23 protein-coding genes and 1 pseudogene are annotated in these 21,199 nt (G+C 54.0%); 6 read left to right on the top strand and 18 right to left on the bottom strand.

The annotated features are described in order from the left end of the window. Positions 1–6: 6 nt before the first annotated feature. The 8 genes from ACK4IR_RS02510 to ACK4IR_RS02475 all read right to left on the bottom strand — a co-directional run bounded on the left by ACK4IR_RS02510 (position 7) and on the right by ACK4IR_RS02475 (position 7,545). Positions 7–897, bottom strand: a complete 891-nt coding sequence (locus ACK4IR_RS02510; RefSeq protein ID WP_409872138.1) for a PRC-barrel domain-containing protein — start codon at positions 895–897, stop codon at positions 7–9. A gap of 148 nt (positions 898–1,045) precedes the next feature. Then, on the bottom strand, positions 1,046–1,516 hold the full coding sequence (locus ACK4IR_RS02505; protein ID WP_409872136.1) for an allophycocyanin: 471 nt from the start codon (positions 1,514–1,516) through the stop codon (positions 1,046–1,048). Positions 1,517–1,537: 21 nt separating this feature from the next. Further along, positions 1,538–2,011 carry an allophycocyanin gene (locus tag ACK4IR_RS02500; protein ID WP_409872134.1) on the bottom strand — a complete coding sequence of 158 codons (474 nt, stop codon included), beginning with the start codon at positions 2,009–2,011 and terminating at the stop codon, positions 1,538–1,540. Between the two features lie 55 nt (positions 2,012–2,066). Further along, positions 2,067–2,753 carry a V4R domain-containing protein gene (locus ACK4IR_RS02495; RefSeq protein WP_409872131.1) on the bottom strand — a complete coding sequence of 229 codons (687 nt, stop codon included), beginning with the start codon at positions 2,751–2,753 and terminating at the stop codon, positions 2,067–2,069. Between the two features lie 153 nt (positions 2,754–2,906). Next, a complete protein-coding gene (gene ligA / locus ACK4IR_RS02490) occupies positions 2,907–4,979 on the bottom strand; it encodes an NAD-dependent DNA ligase LigA (protein ID WP_409872128.1) in 2,073 nt (690 codons plus the stop codon). A 6-nt stretch (positions 4,980–4,985) separates the two neighbouring features. Then, complete coding sequence (locus ACK4IR_RS02485; RefSeq protein ID WP_409872126.1) at positions 4,986–5,909, bottom strand: NAD(+) kinase; 924 nt, start codon at positions 5,907–5,909, stop codon at positions 4,986–4,988. Positions 5,910–5,917: 8 nt separating this feature from the next. Next, positions 5,918–6,910 (bottom strand): NAD(P)H-binding protein, encoded by a 993-nt coding sequence (locus ACK4IR_RS02480; RefSeq protein WP_409872123.1) that lies wholly within the window; start codon positions 6,908–6,910, stop codon positions 5,918–5,920. Positions 6,911–7,017: 107 nt separating this feature from the next. Further along, positions 7,018–7,545, bottom strand: coding sequence for a pentapeptide repeat-containing protein (locus ACK4IR_RS02475; RefSeq protein WP_409872120.1), 528 nt, complete (start codon positions 7,543–7,545; stop codon positions 7,018–7,020). Positions 7,546–7,593: 48 nt separating this feature from the next. Here ACK4IR_RS02475 and aat point away from each other — a divergent pair, with 48 nt between their 5' ends. From aat to ACK4IR_RS02460, 3 genes are all read left to right on the top strand, one after another. After that, positions 7,594–8,184 (top strand): leucyl/phenylalanyl-tRNA--protein transferase, encoded by a 591-nt coding sequence (gene aat, locus ACK4IR_RS02470; RefSeq protein ID WP_409872118.1) that lies wholly within the window; start codon positions 7,594–7,596, stop codon positions 8,182–8,184. A gap of 364 nt (positions 8,185–8,548) precedes the next feature. Then, entirely contained in the window at positions 8,549–9,067 is a 519-nt protein-coding gene (locus ACK4IR_RS02465; RefSeq protein WP_024125793.1) for a hypothetical protein, read from the top strand. A gap of 77 nt (positions 9,068–9,144) precedes the next feature. After that, positions 9,145–9,405: a YkvA family protein gene (locus ACK4IR_RS02460; protein WP_409872115.1), complete on the top strand. Its 261-nt coding sequence runs from the start codon at positions 9,145–9,147 to the stop codon at positions 9,403–9,405. 3 nt (positions 9,406–9,408) lie between these two features. Here the strand turns inward: ACK4IR_RS02460 and ACK4IR_RS02455 are convergent, their stop codons facing one another. The 8 genes and pseudogenes from ACK4IR_RS02455 to ACK4IR_RS02420 all read right to left on the bottom strand — a co-directional run bounded on the left by ACK4IR_RS02455 (position 9,409) and on the right by ACK4IR_RS02420 (position 16,674). Beyond that, complete coding sequence (locus ACK4IR_RS02455; protein ID WP_409872112.1) at positions 9,409–9,678, bottom strand: hypothetical protein; 270 nt, start codon at positions 9,676–9,678, stop codon at positions 9,409–9,411. Between the two features lie 2 nt (positions 9,679–9,680). After that, positions 9,681–10,118 (bottom strand): tetratricopeptide repeat protein, encoded by a 438-nt coding sequence (locus ACK4IR_RS02450; RefSeq protein ID WP_409872109.1) that lies wholly within the window; start codon positions 10,116–10,118, stop codon positions 9,681–9,683. Between the two features lie 12 nt (positions 10,119–10,130). Beyond that, positions 10,131–10,484, bottom strand: coding sequence for a HesB/IscA family protein (locus ACK4IR_RS02445; protein ID WP_409872106.1), 354 nt, complete (start codon positions 10,482–10,484; stop codon positions 10,131–10,133). Positions 10,485–10,524: 40 nt separating this feature from the next. Further along, positions 10,525–11,961, bottom strand: a complete 1,437-nt coding sequence (gene lpdA / locus ACK4IR_RS02440; protein WP_409872104.1) for a dihydrolipoyl dehydrogenase — start codon at positions 11,959–11,961, stop codon at positions 10,525–10,527. A gap of 59 nt (positions 11,962–12,020) precedes the next feature. Next, positions 12,021–12,983, bottom strand: a complete 963-nt coding sequence (locus tag ACK4IR_RS02435; protein ID WP_409872101.1) for a DUF362 domain-containing protein — start codon at positions 12,981–12,983, stop codon at positions 12,021–12,023. Positions 12,984–13,022: 39 nt separating this feature from the next. After that, positions 13,023–13,272: pseudogene (locus ACK4IR_RS02430) on the bottom strand (zinc ribbon domain-containing protein); the annotation flags it as partial. Between the two features lie 83 nt (positions 13,273–13,355). Further along, positions 13,356–15,563 (bottom strand): glycosyltransferase, encoded by a 2,208-nt coding sequence (locus ACK4IR_RS02425; protein WP_409872098.1) that lies wholly within the window; start codon positions 15,561–15,563, stop codon positions 13,356–13,358. Positions 15,564–15,594: 31 nt separating this feature from the next. Beyond that, the gene (locus ACK4IR_RS02420) at positions 15,595–16,674 is read right to left on the bottom strand and encodes a PIN/TRAM domain-containing protein (protein ID WP_409872095.1); all 1,080 of its coding nucleotides are present in this window, start codon (positions 16,672–16,674) and stop codon (positions 15,595–15,597) included. Positions 16,675–16,918: 244 nt separating this feature from the next. On the opposite strand from ACK4IR_RS02420, the gene ACK4IR_RS02415 reads away from it, so the two are divergent. From ACK4IR_RS02415 to ACK4IR_RS02405, 3 genes are read left to right on the top strand one after another with little or no spacing between them, the layout of a single operon-like run. Then, a complete protein-coding gene (locus ACK4IR_RS02415; protein WP_409872369.1) occupies positions 16,919–17,941 on the top strand; it encodes an ATP-binding cassette domain-containing protein in 1,023 nt (340 codons plus the stop codon). Continuing rightward, entirely contained in the window at positions 17,941–18,351 is a 411-nt protein-coding gene (locus ACK4IR_RS02410; RefSeq protein WP_409872093.1) for a hypothetical protein, read from the top strand. Before ACK4IR_RS02415 ends, ACK4IR_RS02410 begins: the two co-directional genes overlap by 1 nt. A gap of 4 nt (positions 18,352–18,355) precedes the next feature. Then, positions 18,356–19,495 carry an LptF/LptG family permease gene (locus ACK4IR_RS02405; protein WP_409872090.1) on the top strand — a complete coding sequence of 380 codons (1,140 nt, stop codon included), beginning with the start codon at positions 18,356–18,358 and terminating at the stop codon, positions 19,493–19,495. On the opposite strand, the gene ACK4IR_RS02400 is transcribed toward ACK4IR_RS02405, so the two are convergent. Next, a complete protein-coding gene (locus tag ACK4IR_RS02400; RefSeq protein ID WP_409872088.1) occupies positions 19,492–20,673 on the bottom strand; it encodes a M20 family metallopeptidase in 1,182 nt (393 codons plus the stop codon). The two genes, ACK4IR_RS02405 and ACK4IR_RS02400, sit on opposite strands and share 4 nt — an antisense overlap. 50 nt (positions 20,674–20,723) lie before the next feature. Continuing rightward, positions 20,724–21,197, bottom strand: a complete 474-nt coding sequence (locus ACK4IR_RS02395) for a CYTH domain-containing protein (protein WP_409872085.1) — start codon at positions 21,195–21,197, stop codon at positions 20,724–20,726. Positions 21,198–21,199: the final 2 nt, after the last annotated feature.

Raw genomic sequence — 21,199 nt, 5'->3', positions numbered from 1 at the left:
TCCAGACTATTCGTGATCGTATTCCTCTTGCTTTTGCCGCTGCTCAAGGCGAATCGGTTGTGGTTCTTCCCAAGGATCAGCAGTGGGTTCAGATTCCGGCAGTTCTACGGGCATGGCTTGAGCAGGGGGTTTGACTTGGCGCGAGCGGGGGCGCTCTTCGTACTCATACTCCTCCTCCTCATACTCCACATACTCGGGCTGGCGGCGACGACGCCGAGGAGCTGTTTCCCAATCTGTTTCGTAGTCACTGCGGCTGCGTTGCGGCGGATAGACGGGCGATCGCGCCCCCGAAGGCAGTTGATTACTGCTCGGCGTGACCGGTTGATAGTACTCGTCCTCGTCGCTTTCCCAAGGAGGTGCCCCCAAGCCAACTCGTTCTAAGAGACCCACTGTCAATTGCCGCAGGCGGGTTTCTGCCCCCTCAAAGACAATAATGCGGTCAGGCCCTGTGCTGACAATTTCCTCAATGGGCAGCTCGTAGGTGCTAATGAGTTGAGCCGGAATCCAAGGCAAGCCAATGGAGGCCAAAATCAAATCCGTAATGTCGCCCGTTTCGGGATCAAACTTAAAGCCCCGTACCTTCCCCAGCACTTCACCGGTTTCGGTGATGATCTCACTGTCAATCAGCGTGCTGTAGTTGTAGGTATTGAGGGACTCAATCACATCATCGTCGTGCTCAACGAGAATGACATCACCAATTTGGCGAATACTGTCGAGAAGAATATAGCGTTGCTCCCCTGTAAAGAGGGTATTGCGTACCCCCAAGGCCACCACTTGCCGCTGGTCAATGTCCACCCAAACTTGATTAATGACGCCTAACTTCCGACCAGTATCACGGGTAATTACCTGTGTACCGATCAAATCTGCCCGTTGCAGCAATTGCGCCGATATGGTCATGCCTTTGTGTATCCCAATGAATCTTAGTAATACTATAGCGGCGAATACCAATGGTACGCCAAAGGCGATCGCGGGAGTGATAAATTGCCCCGTGCAATCGGTGCTTCTAGGCTAGCGCATTTTTGCCACACTGCTGAGCTGGTTCAGCCTATTTCCCTAGGATGGACTGGGTAAGTGCCATCACAGGCTGCATTAACGGTGCTTCTTCACTCGAGAGCACTTGATTGACTGTTTGGGGCAGAACTTGGTATGTCACTTGCGCCACCTTCTCATCCCTGAAGGCTTTAATGATCGTACGGTACCACAGCAAGAAGCCCTCCCGCAGGGCATCGAGATCCGCAAATAACATCGCCGCTGCCGCTAGGCGTAGCACATGCCTGCGATCGCGCCGACACACGGCTGAATAGTCGTGATTGCCCTTACGGAAAATGTGGGGACTTTTGGCGCGCAGTTGCTGCTCCACCTGATCAAGGATTTTCTCTTCAGCATCGCGGATTTTTTCGTAGGCACTAATACGCTGCTCCGCTGCCGCTAGATAATTTTTGAGAAACTCCAGTTCTTTGGCACTGGCATAGCGCCCATCGGCCTCAAGGCTCAATTTTTCCAGTTGACGCAGCATCAATCCCACTCCATGACAGCTCTATTCTGACAAAATTGAACTGCCGAGGGCAAGAACCGGCTGCATTACCCGTTGTTCTTCGGGCGTGAGCAGTTGCTTCATCATGTTTGGCAGGTACTTGCCATAGGTGGAGGAGGAAGATGTCTCGTAGTTAAAGGATTTAACGATTGTGCGATACCACAGCAGGAAGTTATCCCGCAGTAAATCCAGCTCGGAAAAAAGCATCGCCGAAGCACACAGACGAATCGTATCCACTAAGTCACGACGGCAAATTTCCGAGCGATCGCCATTGATGAAATGAAAACAGCGGGGATTTTCTGCCTTTTGCAGGGCTTGAATTTTATCCGCCATCATTTCCGCCTCAGCGCGGATTTTTTCATAGGCACTAATGCGGGTCTCCACCGAGGCCAGATAGTCCCGCAGGAAGTCCAACTCCTCAGGGCGGGCATAGCGACCATCGGCAACAACAGTTAAGTGATTCAACTGACGGAACATGGGGCAACCCTCCCAAGAAAATAAATGAAAATAAATAAACACTCTCACCTGTAGCTTATCGTTTCACCAACTCTCCTTGGCGCAGGCGCTTTTCAATATCCTTGGCCGTGGCACCCTCGTTTTGCCAAAAGGCAGCAGCATCAATGCGATCCTGTTTACCCACGAGAAACTTGCAGTAGGTTTCCCCCATGGCATAGCACTGCAGCTCGATGCACGCTAAGGGCTTTTGAATTAATCCCGTAAAGAAACCCGCAAACAGGCCGGCGTAGATGTAGCAGACCGGTTTGCCCACATCCCCTAGGGTGCGCGCCACCACAGAGTCAAAGATATTGATGAACATAAACCCGTTCTTTTGCTCCGTGAGATCCACTTCCCAGTTGCCCCAGCCTAGGGTTGTAAAAGGCCACCACCACGCCTCAAGGATAAAAGTTAATGCGGACTTGCGTAGCTCGCGCTGGTATTCCTGCTCAAAGTGTTGTTTGAAGAGAACTGCATCGCGCTTGCCCCACTCTTCGCCAATTTTGTACATGACGAGGGCAGAGGCAGAACCAACTTCCTCTTCGAGACCTTCTACCAAGCCAATGACAAAGTCTTCTGTAGCTAGAGCAATCCGCTGGTCATACCAGTCGGTAATGCTGCCCCGTTGGTTATCAAATTGGAGATAATCCCGCAGGCTATAGTGATTCGTGCGCGTCGGATGGATTTGGCGTAACTGATGCTGATAGCCCTGAGCAGGAGTCATAGCCTTGGCACCCCCGGCAGGTCGAGATGGCGTGGTAGAGACCATAGACTGAGCGAATTCCCCCCTATCGTGCTTTTAGAAACGAAGCAGCCACACCTTTTAGGCTAAAAGATTTTTCAGCGTCGTGACTCCGTACTCCCACTGATCTTTTGTCTAACGACACATTTCTATAAGTTCTGTTTCATTGATGCAGGGAATTCCCAATTCCTGAGCACGTCGCAATTTACTCCCTGCTTTTTCGCCCACCACCAGATAATCCGTTTGCCGACTCACACTTTCACTGACTTGACCCCCATGCTGCTGGATCAGCGTTTTGGCCGCTTCACGGGTCAGGCTGGGCAGGGTACCTGTAATCACAAAACGTTTGCCCGCAAGGGGTTGTCCTGTCCTTGGCGCATTGGGAGTCTCCATTGCCAGTTGTAGCCCCAAGGCTTTGAGATCCGCAATGAGGGCTTGGTGGGCTGGGTCTTGGAACCACTCGTGAACCGCTTGGGCAATTTCCTCACCAATGCCATAGACCCCACACAGATCGGCGACAGTAGCAGCGGCCAGTGCCTCCACAGACTTGAAGTGGGTGGTAAGCACTTGGGCATTGACACTCCCAACATGGCGGATGCCTAGACCATAGAGCACCCGTGGCCACGGTTGTTGTTTCGAGTCGGCGATCGCCTGCCGGAGTTTATCAGCAGACTTTTGACCCATGCGCTCGAGACTCAAGAGTTCCGCTGCCGTTAGGCGATAGAGATCCGCAGGCGTGCGCACGATTTCCTTGGCCACCAATTGCTGCACCAGCTTTTCCCCCAACCCTTGAATATCCAAGGCCTCCCGACTCGCCCAGTGGAGGATTTGCCCACGCACGATCGCCGGACAGCGAGAATTGACACAGCGACTCACCGCTTCGTTGGCAGGACGCACCACCGGCTGATGACATTCGGGACACACTGTGGGCATCGTAAAGGGGTGAGCTGTTGCCGGTCGCAATTCGGGAAAGACCCGCACAATCTCCGGAATGATTTCCCCAGCTTTGTGGATCACCACCTTATCGCCAATATGCAAATCCAATTGGACAATGTAGTCGGCATTGTGCAGTGTTGCCCGTGATACCGTAGTGCCCGCGAGTTGCACCGGCACCAGTTCAGCCACCGGGGTGAGGGCACCTGTGCGTCCCACCTGCACCGTAATCGCCACTACATCGGTAATCGCTTGCTCCGGTTCATACTTCCAAGCAATACAACCGCGCGGAAACTTTTGCGTAAACCCAAGAGCCTGTTGCAGCCCTAAATCATTGAGCTTGACCACAATGCCATCGGTGAGATAGGGAAGGCCGTGACGGGCGGTTTGCCAGTGGTCGTAGTAGGCTTTCACCGCCTCTAGGTCAGGGCAGTCGGCATGGTGGGGATTGACGCGGAAGCCAAGGCGTTGCAGTGCATTGAGCACTTCTCGCTGCGATCGGGGTTCCCCCTCTTGTTCCTCGCCGAGGGGAACAGTGCCCCCTTCAGGCAAATGCAAGGCATAGGCAAAGAAATCCAGTTGGCGTTGGGCAACAATGCGCGGATCCAATTGACGCAGGGTCCCCGCTGCCGCATTGCGAGGATTGGCAAAGGGAGCCTCTCCTTGGGCTTGGCGTTCTTGGTTGAGTTGATGGAATCGCTCCAAAGGCAAAAAGGCTTCTCCACGCACTTCAACCACAGGGGGAGGATTCTCTACAGCTAGCCGTAGGGGAATCGTGCGAATGGTACGTACATTGCTGGTAATGTCCTCACCGCGTTGACCATCGCCCCGAGTCGCCCCCCGCACCAGTAAACCGTTTTCATAGGTCAAGGCAAGGGCAAGGCCATCCATTTTGAGTTCGCAGATATATTCCACCGAGGGGATTGGCGCCTCCCGACCCAAGGTACACCAATAGCGCTGCCAGCGTTCCTGCCACGCCACCATATCGGCAAAGGTAAAGGCATTTTCGAGGCTGTAGAGGGGAATGCGATGGCTGACAGTCTCAAATGAGCCGACAGGTGCTTCGCCGACTCGCTGGGTGGGACTGTCGGGGGTAATGTACTCAGGATGAGCCGCTTCTAGTTCCTGAAGTTCGCGATAGAGTTGGTCATAAACCTCATCCTCCATGATGGGCTGATCAAGGGCATAGTAGGCGTAGCTAGCTCGCTGCAACAGGCGGCGCAGTTGTTGAATTCGTTCCGCTGCCGATGTCATTGGTTGCTGGATTGAGGCCATATTGTCCTAAGGATTGGGAGTGTTCTTAGGGCGTGGCTTGGCGACATGGGGGAGTCCCCAGCCCAATTTTTGTTGCAATACATGGAAGAATTCTGGAGCACGCAGGCGAATAAAGCGGGCACGGTAGGGGGCACGCTGTACAAAAACTTGATCCTCTGGCTGAATGTAGCAGCCCGCATTGCCATCTACCACAAGAATCAGATGCTTGAAGGGGTTGGCCGGATAGATCCACACGGGTTCACTGTTGGCAAAGACAAGGGCACGGGAGGCTAGAGAGTGGGGGCAAATGGGCACCAATTGCAAAGCCGCCACGCCGGGAGTAATCACGGGGCCACCCGCAGAGAGGGCATAGGCAGTCGAACCGGTGGGAGTCGAGAGAATCAAGCCATCGGCGGCAATATCCACGCGGGCATGGGAACCCACATCCACTTCAAAATGGCACATTCCCGTGAGGGGTTCTTTGTGGATCACCATTTCGTTGAGGGAGAGGGCTTCCCAAATGACGGTTTGATCCCGCAGGACTTGCACCGTCAGCATCGTGCGATCTTCAATCGTGTAGTCTCCCCGCAGCACTTGATCAAGGGCAGGTTCCAGATCGGCCACATAGCCCTCGGTGAGAAAGCCCAAGTGTCCGGTGTTGATGGTAAGCAGGGGAATTTCACAGGGAGCCAACTGGCGAAAGGCAGAAAGCACGGTGCCATCACCGCCAAGAACAACCGCAAAGGTCATCGAAGCATCAAAGCCGGGGGGCACCAGTTGATCAATGGGGGTATGGCAGACGGGACTATCGGGACGAGAATAGCCAAGAATGCCACCCATCCCCGTGGCCATGTGCACTTCCCAGCCCTGAAGTTCTAACCGTTGGCGGACCCGGTGGGCCAATTCGACCGCGAGGGGTTTGCCTTCGTTGTAGATGATCCCCGCCTTCACAGTAACTCCTAGGAGGTGGACTTAAAGGGACTGCGTTTTTTGCGTCCGGATTTTTTTTGTTTGGCTTTTTCGTAGTCCAATTCTTTGAGTTTACGCAGAATTCGGGTGAAATAGTCCTGTAAATAGGCTTCAAGGGTCAAGGTTTCGCTGGGATCAAGGTCAAAGGTGCGATAGACCTCCTCCATCGGGGCATTAAAGATGCGACCACTGGCAATCACTTCCGTAAAGGCGAGGCGATCGCTAATGTTCCATGTCCACTGAAACCACTGGGTCACCTGCCGCGCCGCCCGCAAAACGCCGATGGGCAAGCGGGTAATTTTTGCCTCCTGTCCTGAGAGATTTTCACACAGCTTAATAATTTCATCCGCTGTCCAAGCGCGGGTGCCCGCTAGGTCAAAGGTTTTGCCGTAGGTAGCTGGCCGATCAATAGCACGCACGGCAAATTTGGCCACGTCCTGAGTATCCATGTAGGCAATGGCAGTGGACTCTCCCAAAACCCAAATGGATTGATTTTCTAGAATCGGGATCGCATATTGACCAATTAAGCCCTGAAAAAAGCCACAGGGACGCAGGATCGTATAGTTTAGCCCCGATTCCCGCAAGAAGTCTTCAGTACAGTGTTTAATTTGCATCAGGGGCACGTGGGGATAGTCCTGCGCTCCCATAATGGAAAAAAAGATCAAGTGTTCAATATCAGCGGCTTGAGCAGCCTGTATCAAGTTGACCTTGCCTTGCCAATCCACGGCTTCGATGGTTAGCGTATCGGTGGGGCGAGTGGCAGAGGCATCAATGACCACTGAGGCTTTGGCGTACTTCAATGCCTCAAGAATACTGTCGGCAGCACAGAGATTTCCCTGAAGAATGGTGGCACCCCATTCTCGCAAAAAAGTGGCTTTGGCTGGACTGCGGACAAAACAATAGACCTGATGTCCTTCATCGAGCGCACGACGGACAATCTGCCGTCCTAGGGTACCCGTACCGCCAACAATAAAAACGTTCATGAAAAACTCTAGTCATAAATCTTAACTTTTGTAATACTTTATCAGAATTCCCGACAGGGGCGATCGCCTTTGGGGATCATCTTTCCGTCGAGCAAACTGGAGATAGACTAAGCAGCAAAGTCTTCACAGTGGAGTGTTTCCCAAGTCTTGCGCCCCGTCACGGGATTGGTGCCACTGGCGACCTTGCAGAGCTTGCGTTGGGCGTCTTCTCGCAGCTCCACATCGGTAAAGTCGGCACCGGTGATAATGGCGTCGTCAAAGTTGGTATTAAAGGCAAAGGCGCCTTCGAGGATGGCATTGGTGAGATTGGCCTTGGTGAGCCGTGCGGTGTCCAATGTGGCGTAGCGCAGGTCGGCGCCTTCGAGATTAGCCGTTTCCATGTTGGCGCCAAAGAAGCTCACCCCCTGAAGATTGGTGTGGCTAAGGTTGCTGTGGAAGAGGTTCGCTTTTGTAAATTCAGACCCCCGCAAATCCCGCCCGGAAAAATCCATGTTGATCAGGGCTTCTTTCGTATAATCTTCAGCGATCGCCCCCATGGGGGTCAGCAGAATCCACAGGAGTGCCAACAGCAATGCCACACACCAGCGCCAGTAACGGCTAATGGTTGTCATGACAGCCGAGGAGGAGAGTAGCATAGGCAACACTAGAGTTAATGTGAAGTGTCTATTGTTCAGATTATCAGCATGGAGATTTCTGAGGTCGAGTGGGTACGCGATACCTTTATTGATGATGGCTATGCCGAAGGCTACTTTCTCATGGGGGAAGGCGATCGCCTAGAGTGGTACACCAGTCGCCAGCGGGCACTCATTCCCCTTGATAACCGGTTTCGCTATCCGAAATCTTTGCAGCGGGTGCTCAATCAAAATCGTTTTCAAGTGGCGATTAACCGAGACTTTGCTGCTGTAGTTGAGGGGTGTGCCGATCGCCCGAGTACATGGATTACGCCCCGTCTCAAGGAGGTGTACCATCTCCTGCATGCCACGGGTTGGGCAGTAAGTTTTGAAACATGGCAGGGCGACGAACTCGCAGGAGGCATTCTCGGTATCGTCATTGGCGGTGCGTTTATTGGTGAGTCCATGTTCTACCGCATTCCCGACGGCTCGAAGGTGGCGATGGTGAAACTGGTGGAACATCTGCGGCGGCGGGGTTTTCTACTTTTTGATGCCCAACTGCAAAATCCCCATCTTGAGCGCTTTGGGGCATATGTTGTCAGCGATCGCGAGTATCGGCAGTTATTGGCACAGGCGATCCGCAAACCCTGTCAATTTTTCTGATGCTCTCAGAGAAATTTCTACCTGAATTAACTATCAGAAGCATTTAATTTTTCTTAAACAAAACTTAGGCATAGATTAGTCATCAATACACTCATTTTGTTTTTGTGAATGCTTTTTAGCAAAAAGGCTATACTCTAAGCTAAGACACAGACCCCTGAAAAAAGGTTCTAGATTATCCACAGCGGGAACAGGTTTGCTCCGAACTTCAATTGGGCAGTGCCTGATAACAGTTACTTGAGCCGTAGGGACGATGAGGGTGGGCATTCCTCGGGCGGGGGCGCCTCAGGTAGTTGGTAACCTGATCTACTAGATTAAAGGGCAAAATGCTAAAATAGCGTCGTTCCGTAGCACATGAGACACTCTCTTGACGCAGGCGACTAATCTTCCGGGCATTGATTCCCCCCAAATTGATGAATTTTTGCAAGAATTAGCGACAATCCAAGACTCTGGTCCTAAGCGGATTGCGCTCCTTGGCTCGCGTCACGTCCCGATCACCCATCAGCACCTCATTGAAATGATGAGCTATGCTCTCGTGCTGGCGGGTAACCGCTTGATGACCTCAGGTGCCGTTGGAACCAATGCGGCGGCGATTCGGGGAGCCATGCGGGCAGACCCCAATTTGCTGACGGTGATCTTGCCCCAGAGTCTAGAACGCCAGCCTCGCGAGTCCCGCCAACAACTGGATAAGGTGATGCACTTGGTGGAAAAACCCGAAAATGATCACCTCCCCCTCGCAGAAGCCAGCTCCCTCTGCAATCAGGAAATTATTTCCCGCTGCCAGCAACTGATTTGTTTTGCCTTCCACGATAGCCACACGTTGCTGCAAACCTGTGAACTGGCGGAAGAGCAGCATAAGGTGGTTACCCTCTTTTACTTTGATTAACCGGGGGCGGTTTTCCCCACCTAGGGCAATTGAATCTCTATGCCAGAATAGGAGCAGCGTTCAAGGTTTGTACTGCAATGAGCGGCTTCTATAACTGGTATCGGAATGTGTTGCGGCATCCTAAATATCGCTGGTTGATTATTGCCGCAAGTTTGATTTATTTGCTCAGTCCCTTGGATATTTCACCAGATCTGGTGCCAATTCTTGGCCAGTTGGATGATGTGACGGTGATGATCATTCTTGCCAGTGAACTCACCCAATTGCTGGTGGAGCGAGTGAAACAAAAGCGATCGCCCAACATCACTACAACGGTAGATGTGGAAGCAGAGCAAGTTTAGGGATTAGTCTCGCGATCGCAAGTCACTACCAACGGAGCGCAGCAGCCAGCGGTTTTGTACATAGCGGAGGGCACCATTAACCAGTGCGGCTGCCATCAATACGCCAATGGCTGGCAGGAAGAGGGGTTCCCAGAGGCTCATCCAGAGGTCAAATCCCAAGGGCAACTCAAAGGAGCGCCCAATAAGGGCAACCACAAACCAGCCAAAACTGGCAAGGACAAAGAAGGTATCCGCCACCAACAGCCAATTCATTACTTCCCGCAACCGTGCCATGGCTATTCTCCTAGAACCCACTGTTTGACGCGGGCGAGGCTTTCCCAATCGGGCTTGCGCTTCAGGCCGTCGGCAAAATTATCCACGACCTCTTGACGTAACTCAGCCACAGCGGCAACAACAGTTTGCGCCAATTCAATGTGGGGACGAACCCCCTTTTGCCCTGTTTCGAGCATCGCTACCGCAAGGTTAATGCGGGCTTGAGGGTCTTCGGGGTTGAGTTTGACGGCTTTTTGGGCAGCCTTTAGGGCAGACTGGGGTTTGTCATCGAGGAGATAGAGCCACGCCAAGCACGTCCAAGCAGAGCTACTTTTTTGAGCACGCTGGCAAATCTCTTTGAATGTGGGGATCAGCTCCGCAGGCGGTGCCCCTTCTTTGTAGCGGGCGATCGCCGCCTCAAATTGACGTTCAACGTCACTCACAGGTTGAGATGTGGTCAAGGGCAGGACTCCTTAGGCAGAAAACGAGGTACCACAGCCACAGGTTTGAGTGGCATTGGGATTCGTAAACTTAAAGCCACCACCAATGAGGGCATCACTGTAGTCGAGCACAAGGCCATAGATGTAGAGCATACTCTTGGGATCTGAGACCACCTTGAAGCCATCGTAGTCAAAAACTTCATCCTCAGGGCGGATATTGGCGGGGTCTTCAAAGTCCATTGTGTAGGACATCCCCGAGCAACCACCCCCTTTGACCCCTACTCGCAAACACAGGTCTTTGCCGTGCTTATCGCGAAGTTCGAGCACATGCTTGAGGGCAGCGTCCGTCATCATGATTCCCTTAGCAGATTTTGTGGCCTGTGTCATTACCCACTCCGCAAAGACTCCACACTTTATCGTAGCAAGTTCAGCGGTGGCTCACCATCGCATGGGCACGCTTAAAGGCTTCGTCGAGCACCTCAGAGAGGGTGGGATGGGTATGGACATTAAAGGCCAAGTGGCTCACTGTCTGGCGATCGCGAATGGCATTGGCGGCCTCTTGAATTAAGTCCGAGGCATGGAGGCCAAAGATATGTGCCCCCAGCAGCTCACCCGTATCGGCACGGAAAATCACCTTGGCTAAGCCGTCGGTTTCTGTTTCTGCCAATGCTTTGGAGTTGCCCTTAAAGTAGGTGCGCACCACCTGCACCTCAAAGCCTTCTTTTTCCCCTAGCTCCCGCGCTTGCGGTTCGGTCAAGCCGACAAAACTCATTTCGGGGTGGGTAAAGGCCGCCGCCGGAATACTGCGATAATCCACTTGGCGAGGCCGCCCGACAATTGTTTCCACGACGGCAATCCCTTGTGCCGCAGCGGCGTGGGCCAGCATCATTTTCCCCGTGGCATCGCCGATCGCCCACAAATGAGGAACCGGTTCGCCGTCTTTGGTAACCGCCAGATAGTCATCCACGGGAATAAAGCCGCGCTTGTCGGTCGTCACGCCCACCCTCTCCAAGCCAATGTCTTGGGTGGCAGGAATGCGACCGGTGGCCACAAGGCAGGCATCCACTTCTAGGACATCCACGACTTCTTTCGTTTTCGCATCTGCCAACTCAATGACGACCGGGCTACCGGGAATGACGCGCTTGGCCAAGGTACCGCTGTAGGTTTCAATGTCGCGGGGGGCAATCAAGACCCGCTGTGCCTGCTTGGCAATATCCGGATCAAAGGTGGGCATGAGTTGATCCAGTGCCTCAATCATTGTTACTTCGCTGCCGAGGGCGGTGTAAATATCGGCAAACTCTAGGCCAATGTAGCCACTGCCAATAATGGCCACCCACTGCGGCAACCAATCCAGCTTAATAGCATCGTCACTGGTATAGACGGTTTTGCCATCCACTTCAATACCGGGGGGCACCCAAGGCACCGACCCCGTGGCAATGATAATGTCCTTGGCGGTAACGGTTTTTTCCCCTGTGGGCGTGGTGATGCTCACCTTTTGGGGACCGACCACTTTCCCGCGGCCAATGAGTGTCTCCACACCGAGACGCTTGAGACTATTGGTGAGATCACTGCGGATTTTTTGCACCAAATTCGCGGCATGGGCAGCAACGCCGGCGCGATCCACCTTTACTTGCCCCAGTTGAATGCCCAAAGCTTGCCAATGATCGGCTTGGCGCAGTTCCCGCACGCGCCCGGCTGCCGCCAGCAGTGCCTTGGAGGGAATACAGCCGCGATTGACGCAGGTACCCCCCATTTCGGCGGCTTCGACAATGGCCGTTTTTAGACCGACACTGACGGCATGCAGGGCAGCCCCATGCCCCCCCACACCGGCGCCGATAATCACCAAATCGTAGTCAAAGCTCAAGGACGCTTCTCCCCAACGGTATTCCCTTAGCTTAGCAAAGGCTGCTCCCCCGTGAGAACTTAGGCTTTTTGGCTGTAGGCGGTTAGCGGTTCTTTGATCCAGCGAATGTAGAGATGTTTGAAGGTGGATTTGAGAACCCGCGGCGCACCAAAGTCAATGGGCATCATTTGCTGCGGCAGTTGCCAATCGTGAATGGCCAACTCATGGGGCTGGGCGAGGGGAAAGTCAATCTTACCTAGCTCGTAGTTGTAGCCAAGGGCGGTGGCGGCGCGTTGGGTGGGAATGCGCTCAGGATCCACGTTGAGAATGGCCACAAGGGCGCGATCGAGGGCAAACACATCACGACTGGCGCCCAACACATTAAGGCGTCGCGGCGTGCCGCCACTGGGGCCGTTGCCCTCATGGCCGATAATGCCATCCGCAATTGTGAGGTCAGGGGCGATCGCCCGCGCGGTTTCCACCAGCATGCGGCCAAAGCGATCGGCATCCTTACCGGCTTCCATGTGCCACCAAGCCTTCATTTTACCGGGAACGCAGCCAAAGAGATTCTTCACGCCAAGGGTGAGGGTGAGCTGCACGTGGGATTTGACCTTGGGCAAGTTAATGACCACATCGGCGGCCATGGCCTCTTTGCTCAGGCGCAGGTGGGCAAATTCGGGGTTATCGGTGGCATAGCGATCGCCATGGAATTCAATGACAGGTAAATCTAACTCCCGAATAAAGGGCAAATAGCCATTATTGCGGGCGACCCCCAAGGCCGAGCCAAAGGCAGGCCCATCCCCTAGAAATGGTTGTCCCCCTACCGCCTGTACCATTTTGGCGACGCAATAGACCAGTTCTGGACGGGTAACGCATTCGTGTTTTGGCCGTGCGCCGGTGAGTAGATTCGGCTTGAGCAGTACGCGATCGCCCGGTTGAACGATTGCCGCCATTCCCCCTAAGGGAGCTAGAAGTTCCTCAAGGGATGCACTCAGGCGATCGAGGTCGTAGGATGTGGCTCGCAGTAAACTCACACTTGGCATAGGAGGCTCCTGATCACACTGAAACTATATTAAGCATGACTACTCATTGCTGAGCAGGAAGGCGGCATCCCGCAAAGTCCTGAGGAAGATTTCCAGAGCACCTTGATAGTCCCGAAACAGAGTGTGGTGGGGGGCATCAAAATACCTTTTGTCCACCTAAGCCGGTGTGAATAGAATTGCAACGAGTGCAGGTTTTACTAGTGTAGGTTTCAGAGACTCCACCGACCACCACATCACACTTTTGCGCCTGCCACTTGAGGAACTGCTTGAACCGATAATGTGAACACGTCTGGCGAGAATACGTTAACGTCTCCCCTATTGCCGAAATTTTGTTGTCCCCTAGAGCAAATTTTTGAGCTGTAAGGCTACCGGTCAGTTATTGCTATGGAGGCTAAAGAGCGATCGAAAGTCGAATAGCCGAATCAACATTGGCCAAAAAGCATCTAGGCCATGGGGCGCTTTTGGTTTGTGCCACCATGTGAGGCCACCGTAGAGCAGTTGTACGAGGCGCTGTTGTGCCTCATCACTGACCTCTAAAAATCGCAGGTACACACAGCAACGCTCCTCTTCGGCGCGGGTACGCACTACGGCGGCGGTCACACTAAAGTCTTGTTCCAAAAAGGTCAGGATGCCCACGGTATCTCTTTGGGCTTCGATAAAACGCCCGGCGGTCAGCAATAGGGCAGCACCGGTCTCTGAGACATCGCGGGTATAGCCCCAGTAGGTTTGATCTCCCAATTGCAAACGACACACAGTGCAAACGGGGAAGCGATCGCTTTGACGACGGCTTGGCTGATCAATGGAGGACAAAACGGCAATCAAGGCAATAAAGGCGTTGTAGAGCGTCCAAGCCAACATCACCTCTAAGCCCGCCCGTTCATACTCCATTGGCGGCCAGATGTGGAGCCAGTAGCCCCCGTAGCGAATGAAGATACCCAGCCCCACCGCAATTACAAAGACGACCAGTGGCCATGTCAGGTGCAAATTCAACCGCTTCCGATTGGAGAGCGTGCCCTTGTTGGTGACAATACTGCCAATTTTGCCAAAGGGATTCCGCAGGATTTTAATCAGTTGCACCATCGCCGGAAAAGCAGAGGCAACTTCATACACTTCACCCCAGACGGAAAAATACCGCCCTTCCGTTGCCCAGCTAAAGGTGGCGATCGTCAGCAGGGTATAGGGCAGGGCATAAAAGAGATATTCACTAAACGTGGCCACCGTCAAGGAAATGCCGGTCATCAGGCTTAAAAAAGGACCGATGAGAAAGCAAGTACGGATGAAAGGATTGATATTGTACAATATCAGCGAAAGGTGGCAGCTGCGCTGAAACCACGACAACTTAGACCAAATGGGGAGATCATCGCCACAGAAATAGATTTGCATATTCCCCTGTAGCCACCGCAGCCGTTGCTCTAGATGATCTTGGAAGTTGCGAGGTGACTCCCCCATACTGAGAATTTCATTTAGATAAACGAGGCGATAGCCGGCAATCTGCATTCTGGTTCCGGTTTGAAAATCCTCGACCACACAGCGGGTGTAGTATCCGCCCACGGCTTCTAAGTCCCGGCGGCGCACCACGTAGGAGGTACCACAGCAGATGATGGCGTTGCCAAAGTCTCGCCCCGGCTGAATAAAGCCAAAAAAGTACTCCATGTCGCCGGGCATCATGTACTCAATACCGAGGTTCTGGGCGTGGTAGTCGGGGTTAAAAAAGTGCTGCGGCGTCTGCACCATGGAGATGCCATCATCTTGGAAGAAGCCCACGGTGCGGGCGAGGAAGTTCTGAAAGGGAATAAAATCGGCATCAAAAACGGCAATCAGTTCACCGCTGGTGTGTTTTAAGGCATGGTTGAGGTTGCCGGCCTTGCGGTGTTCATTGCTGGGGCGGGTGAGATAGTTGACCCCTAGCCTTTGACAGAGATCCGCAATTTCCGATCGCCGGCCATCGTCGAGGACATAGATTGTTTTATTGCTGTAGTTCATGGCCTGACAGGCCACAATCGTCCGCCGCAAAATATAGGGAGGTTCATTGTAGGTGGGAATAAACACATCCACACTGGGGCAGTATTCGCCACTGAGAACTGCCTGCTGATAAACATCGGCCTGTCGCGATCGCCATTCTGTGGTTAGCCACGCCGTCTGATAAACGTAGAGGAGGTAGGTCAAAAAGTAGATCACCTCCAGAAGATAAAAGCCCAGACTGGCAACAAAACTCAACCAGTGGGCATCGTTGAGCGTCACCCAGCCGCGCCATACCACATAGCGAAAACCAAAGAAAATGACAATAGAGCGAATCATCAAGCGTGTGACATTGTTGCTGGGAATAAAATTGAGGGCAACTGCCAGTACGCCCGCAAAAACTACCGGCCACCAGACACTTAGGTCATCCCCCGGCAGTTGCAAGATATCGGGTAACGGCCGCAGCTGATCTGGATTCACCAAATCAATGGGAAAGAGGGTTGGTCGCCACACCGTTGCCAACAGCACGCCAAAGAGGAATAGGATGCTGAACACAAAAAATCCCCATACCCATGGGGAAACCAGCTGCGGTGGTGAAGCAGGCTTGGGCGGTTGGGTCATCAGTATCCCTAGAGGTAAATAAGGAAGCCATTTAGGCCATCGTCGGCATTTGCAGGCGGGCAAAAATCATGCGGCCTGCCGAAGTTTGCAGAGCACCGGTGACGACCACCGACAACTGATCGCCGATGTGATCCACCCCCTCTTCCACCACCACCATCGTGCCATCCTCAAGATAGCCCACCCCTTGAGCCGGTTCTTTGCCTTCCTTGAGAATTTTTAACTCCAGCGTATCGCCGGGAAGATAAATGGGACGCAGGGCTTGTGCCAACTCGTTGACGTTAAAGACATCCACTTTTTGGAAGCGGGCAACTTTGTTCAGATTCAAATCATTAGTGACCAAGGTGCCGTTGATCTCTTGGCACAGCCGTACCAGTTTGGCATCCACGGTCGTTAATTCCGGATAGTCCGCTGAGTGAATGACAATGCGATCGCCCAAACTGGCTTGAAGACGGTTTAAGACATCCAGCCCCCGCCGGCCACGAATCCGTTTTTGTTCGTTGCCCGCATCGGCAATCAGTTGCAACTCTTGAAGCACAAATTGGGGCACAATGATTTGCCCTTCGAGTACCCCTAGATTCAACAGTGCCTCAATGCGGCCATCAATAATGCAACTGGTATCCAGTACCTTCGCACGAGCAGGCTTGATCATCCCCTCAGCCAAGAGGCTGCTGGCAACAGCATTGGGGTTAATTAACCGCAGCAGGGCAGGGCCATGGCTATCGGCCAAGGTGGTTCCCGAGTAGGCGAAGACAATGCTAGTGAGAACAGCAATCAGGGGTTTAATAAACGAAAAGTCCTTGGGAATGGGCAACAGGAAAATCGGTGCCAGCATTAAATTGGCCAAGAGCAGCCCCACCACCAGACCTACTGCCCGCGACAAGAGCGTTTCCGGCGGGAGTTGACGAATACTGCGCTCCAGACGATGGTAAAAGGACTGCAATAATAAACCAAGGGCAATGCCTATAATTGCTCCAAAGCCGGCCATGACCCACTGCAATCCCCGTACATTGGCAACTTGAGCAAGCACCGTGGCCGGCAGAAGGTCAATGCTGTTGAAGCCAACGGCAATACCCATGAGGACGACGATGAGGAGTAAGATTGTGTCGAGCATCCGTCTGCTCCTGTCGCGTGGGACATTCTCAGGTTCTGGTAGGCCTTTCCCTTAGAATTATACTTTCTTTCCTCAGGGCTGCGGTGCTAAGCCGTTGCCTCTTCCAAGGGCCTCAATACCCAAAAGAGTTGGATTGCTGCCGGCGAGGGCAGCAGCCTGAATGCCCTTTGACATTTAGCCCACCTTGCCAAGGACAAGAGAATATCTGTCAAAATGTTAGGGGAATCGTACCCAAAGAATGACCATGACAGCCACGGTAAAGGTCGAACATCTCAAGAAGTCCTACGGTGCCATTACAGCGGTGGCCGATGTCTCCTTTACGGCCTATCAAGGGGAAATTTTCGGGGTGCTTGGCCCCAATGGATCGGGGAAAACGACAACGCTGCGCTGTCTGTGCACCCTCTCGCGACCGGATGCCGGCGTGTTGGAAGTCTGTGGTCTGTCGGTTCTGCACCAACCCCATTTGGTGCGCCAAAAATTAGGCTATGTGGCTCAGGAGGTGGCGCTCGATAAAATCCTCACGGGTCAGGAATTTCTGGAATTGCAGGCCGCTCTGTACCACATTCCCCATGCCCTGATTGCGGAGCGCATTGAGGCGGTGCTGGCGCGCTTGGATCTTCTCCAATGGCGCGATCGCCCCTGCGGCACCTACTCCGGTGGCATTCGCAAGCGCTTTGATCTGGCAGCAGGGCTATTGCATCAACCCCAAGTGCTGGTCTTGGATGAACCCACCGTCGGCCTTGACATTGAAAGTCGCCAGGTAATTTGGGATGTGCTGCGGGATCTCAAGGGGCAGGGACTGACAATCATCCTGACCAGCCACTATCTGGAGGAGGTGGATCTGCTGAGCGATCGCTTGGTGATTCTCGATAAGGGGCGGGTGATTGCTAGCGGTTCGCCAGAGGAACTCAAAGCCAATATCGGGGGCGATCGTGTGACGTTGCGGGTGCGGGAATTCACCCCCCGTCAAGAGGCTCAAAGGGCACAGACCCTTCTTGCTCAACTGGACTGTGTGAAATCGGTCATCATTAACGCCAATCAGGGCAACTCCTTGAATCTGGTGGTGACAGACGTGGCTGCGGCGATTCCGGCCATTAAGACAGCCCTAGACGCCGCCGAACTTCCCCTCTTTAGCTTGGCGCAATCACGACCCAGTTTAGATGATGTCTATTTGGCGGCAACGGGGCAAACCCTCTTGGATGCAGACTTGGCCGCAGCGGCGCAGCGAGACAGCAAACAGTTGAAAAAAGAGGCCATGCAACGCTAATGGGGCAGCCAATTCTTTGGGTTCATGGAGACTGCCTCGACCCCAAGGCACCGATTTTTGAGCGCTATCCGAATGCGCCGGCCATTTTTGTCTGGGATGTGGAGCTGCTAAAGACTTGGCACATCAGTTTTAAGCGGTTGGTGTTTCTCTATGAGTGTCTGCTGGATCTACCGGTGCAAATGTACCGGGGCGAGGTAGCCCCCTTGGTGAATGCCTTTGTTGAGGTGCACGGGGGCGATCGCGTGGTGACGATGGCCAGTCCAAGCCCCCGCTTTCGCGCCATTTGTCAACAATTGGCCTATTCGCTGGAGATCCTAGAGCCAGAACCCTTTGTCACGCTACCTGCCGATGTGGATTTGCAGCGATTCTTTCGGTATTGGAAGTTAGCCAAGCCCCGCTTGGGGTTGTGAAAAAATGCCGGCGATTGCCCGACCCCTTCAAAAGATGCCTTGGCAGCTGCGAGTCTCCCTGTTGGATCGCTATATCCTGCGGGAGATGATCCGCCCCTTTGTTTTTGGTTTTGGCGTTTTTACGGCGATCGCAGCGGTGATTGGCACGGTGTTCTACCTGATTCGCAATATGGTGGAGCACAACTTGGGGATCCTTAGTGCCCTGCAAGTTTTTTTTCTGCGCTTGCCCACCTTTGCAGTGCTGGGGATTCCCATGGCGATGCTCTTTGGGTCGCTCCTTGCCTATAGTCAACTGTCGCGCCGCAGTGAACTGATTGCCTGGAAAAGCTGTGGGGTTAGTCCGCTGCGGTTGGTGCGGCCGGCGCTGTTGGCGGGGTTCTGTGCTTTACTCTTTACCTTTGCCCTCAATGAACTGGTGGCGCCCCCCATGGCCTACCGCGCCATCCAAACCTTGGAAGCGGCAATTCAGCGCCCCCAGCCCAGCTTTCAAACCAACAATATCTTCTACCGCCGCTTTGCCGAGGGGCAGCTTCGACAACTGTTTTTTGCCCATCGTTTTGACGGCAAGGTGATGGGTGAGGTGACGGTGGTGAACTTCGAGCAGGGACAACTGCAGGAGATTATTACGGCCAAGGAGGCTGAGTGGCAAGGTAGGGCGTGGCTGTTTCGGCAGGGCACCTATCATCGGCTGCGGCGCGATCGCGACTATGACGTGGCCGAGACCTTCTCAGAGCGCAGGTTTGCCTACCCGCGCACTCCCCTAGAGTTAGCCCTAGAAACGCGGGCACCGGAGTTTATGACCAGCCGCGAAATCTATCATTACTTGCAGATTTTGGCCGAAAGTGGTGATGCCAAGCGGTTGCGGCAGTGGCGGGTACAGCTACAGGAAAAGCTCTCCCTGCCTTTTTTGTGCCTTAGTTTTGCCCTTGTCGGTGCTGTCTTGGGTATCAGTTCTCCCCGGCAAGGCCAAGGGCGTGCCTTTGGTCTCAGTGTGGCGATTATTTTTGGCTACTATTTTGGTGCCTTTATTTTCACCGCCTTTGGGGAGGGGGGGGCGGTGTCACCCATCTTGGCCAGTTGGCTCCCCAAGGTTATCGTCGGCGCGATCGCCCTCGGAATGCTCTACCATGCCAATCGCCACTAGTAGGGGAGCTGCCAATAGCGACAGGCGGCATGGGCGAGGGTCATCACCCCCACGGGAATGGCCTGTTCGTCCACATCAAATTCCGGGTGATGCAGGGGATAGTTGGGGCGATCGCGAAACCCCACCCCAAGGCGAAACATGGCACCGGGGGCATGCTCTAGGTACAGGGCAAAATCCTCTGCCCCAAGGGAGGGTTCGGGCAAAATATGCACATGGGAAGCCCCCACCACATCGGTTGCCGCCTCCGCCAGCAGTTGCGATAGATAGGGCGTATTTTCTACCCCTGGTATGCCCCGCCGGTAGTCGAGCCTATAGCGGGCACCGTAGGCATGGCAGACATTGGCCACAATTTGCTCAATCCAGTCGGGCAGATTAGCACGGGTCTCCGGGTGGAGCGATCGCACCGTTCCCTGAAGCGTCACCTGATCGGCAATGATATTGGCCGCCCGTCCCCCCTGAATTTTGCCAAACGTGAGCACCACCGGTCGCAGGGGATTCTGGGTGCGGCTAATGGCCTGTTGCAGAGCACTGACCACTTGAGCAGCAATCCAAATGGCATCCACTGCTTCATGGGGGCGGGCACCATGGCCGGATTCGCCCAAGATCGTTAATTCAATGTCATCGGCCGCCGCCGTCAAAGCCCCATAGCGCACCGCCACTTCCCCCGCCGGCAGGTTGGGAAAAACATGGAGCGACAGGATGGCACTCACCCCTTTCATGGCGCCATCGGCAATCATCCAGCTTGCCCCTTGGGCAATTTCTTCCGCAGGTTGAAAAATAAATCGCACGCGGCCGGGAAACTCCTCTCTGAGAGCCGCCAACACCATGGCCGTGCCAAGACCCACCGTGGTGTGGACATCGTGACCGCAGGCGTGCATTACTCCCCCATGCTTTGAGCTAAATTCTAGGCCGGTGCGCTCTTGGATTGGCAAGGCATCCATATCGGTGCGAATGGCCAAGAGCCGCTCCTCCTTGGGGTTCCCCACCAGCTCGGCCATCACCCCCACTTTGCCCACATCCTGCTGGACGCTTAGGCCTGCTGAGGAAAGCACCCCCGCCACATAGGCAGCGGTCTGATGTTCTTGGCCACTCAGTTCGGGGTAGCGGTGCAGGTGGCGACGAATCTCAATGAGACGGGGGGTGAGGGTTTGGGTAATTCGGCGAATGCGGGCAAGCATAGGGCAGCTGGGGCAATGTTTTTGTGTCCTATCGAATCTGAGGGGAGAATTTAGCTTGACCACTCCTGATAGGGATGTGCCGCTAGATAGGCATTGGTATAGCGGGGGTCGTCGGTCACCTCTGCGCCAATCCAAGGGGGTAGCGTCAGGGGATAGTCGGGGTGGGGCACTTCAATTTCTGCCAAAATCAGGCCGGCACAGGCTCCGGCAAATTCATCCACTTCCCAACACAGATCACCCGCCGTGATGCGATAGCGGTTTTTCTGAATGATCGGTTGCAGGCACAATTCCTCGAGCAGTTCCCTTGCGTCAGTAACAGGAATAGGATACTCATACTCACGGCGTTGGCCACCCTTGGCTTTGCCCTTGATTGTGATCCATGCTTCATCACCTGCAAGGCGCACACGCACGGTGCGCTCAGGAACTGTTGACAGGTAGCCTTGGGTCAGTTGGGACACAGCGGTGGCTAAGGGTCGCCATGCTTCGCCGATGACAAGGAACTTGCGCTCAATTTCAATGCCCATGC

Source organism: Thermosynechococcus sp., assembly GCF_046299635.1.
Classification (GTDB): Bacteria; Cyanobacteriota; Cyanobacteriia; order Thermosynechococcales; family Thermosynechococcaceae; genus Thermosynechococcus.
This window is presented reverse-complemented; position numbering and strand designations above follow the sequence as displayed.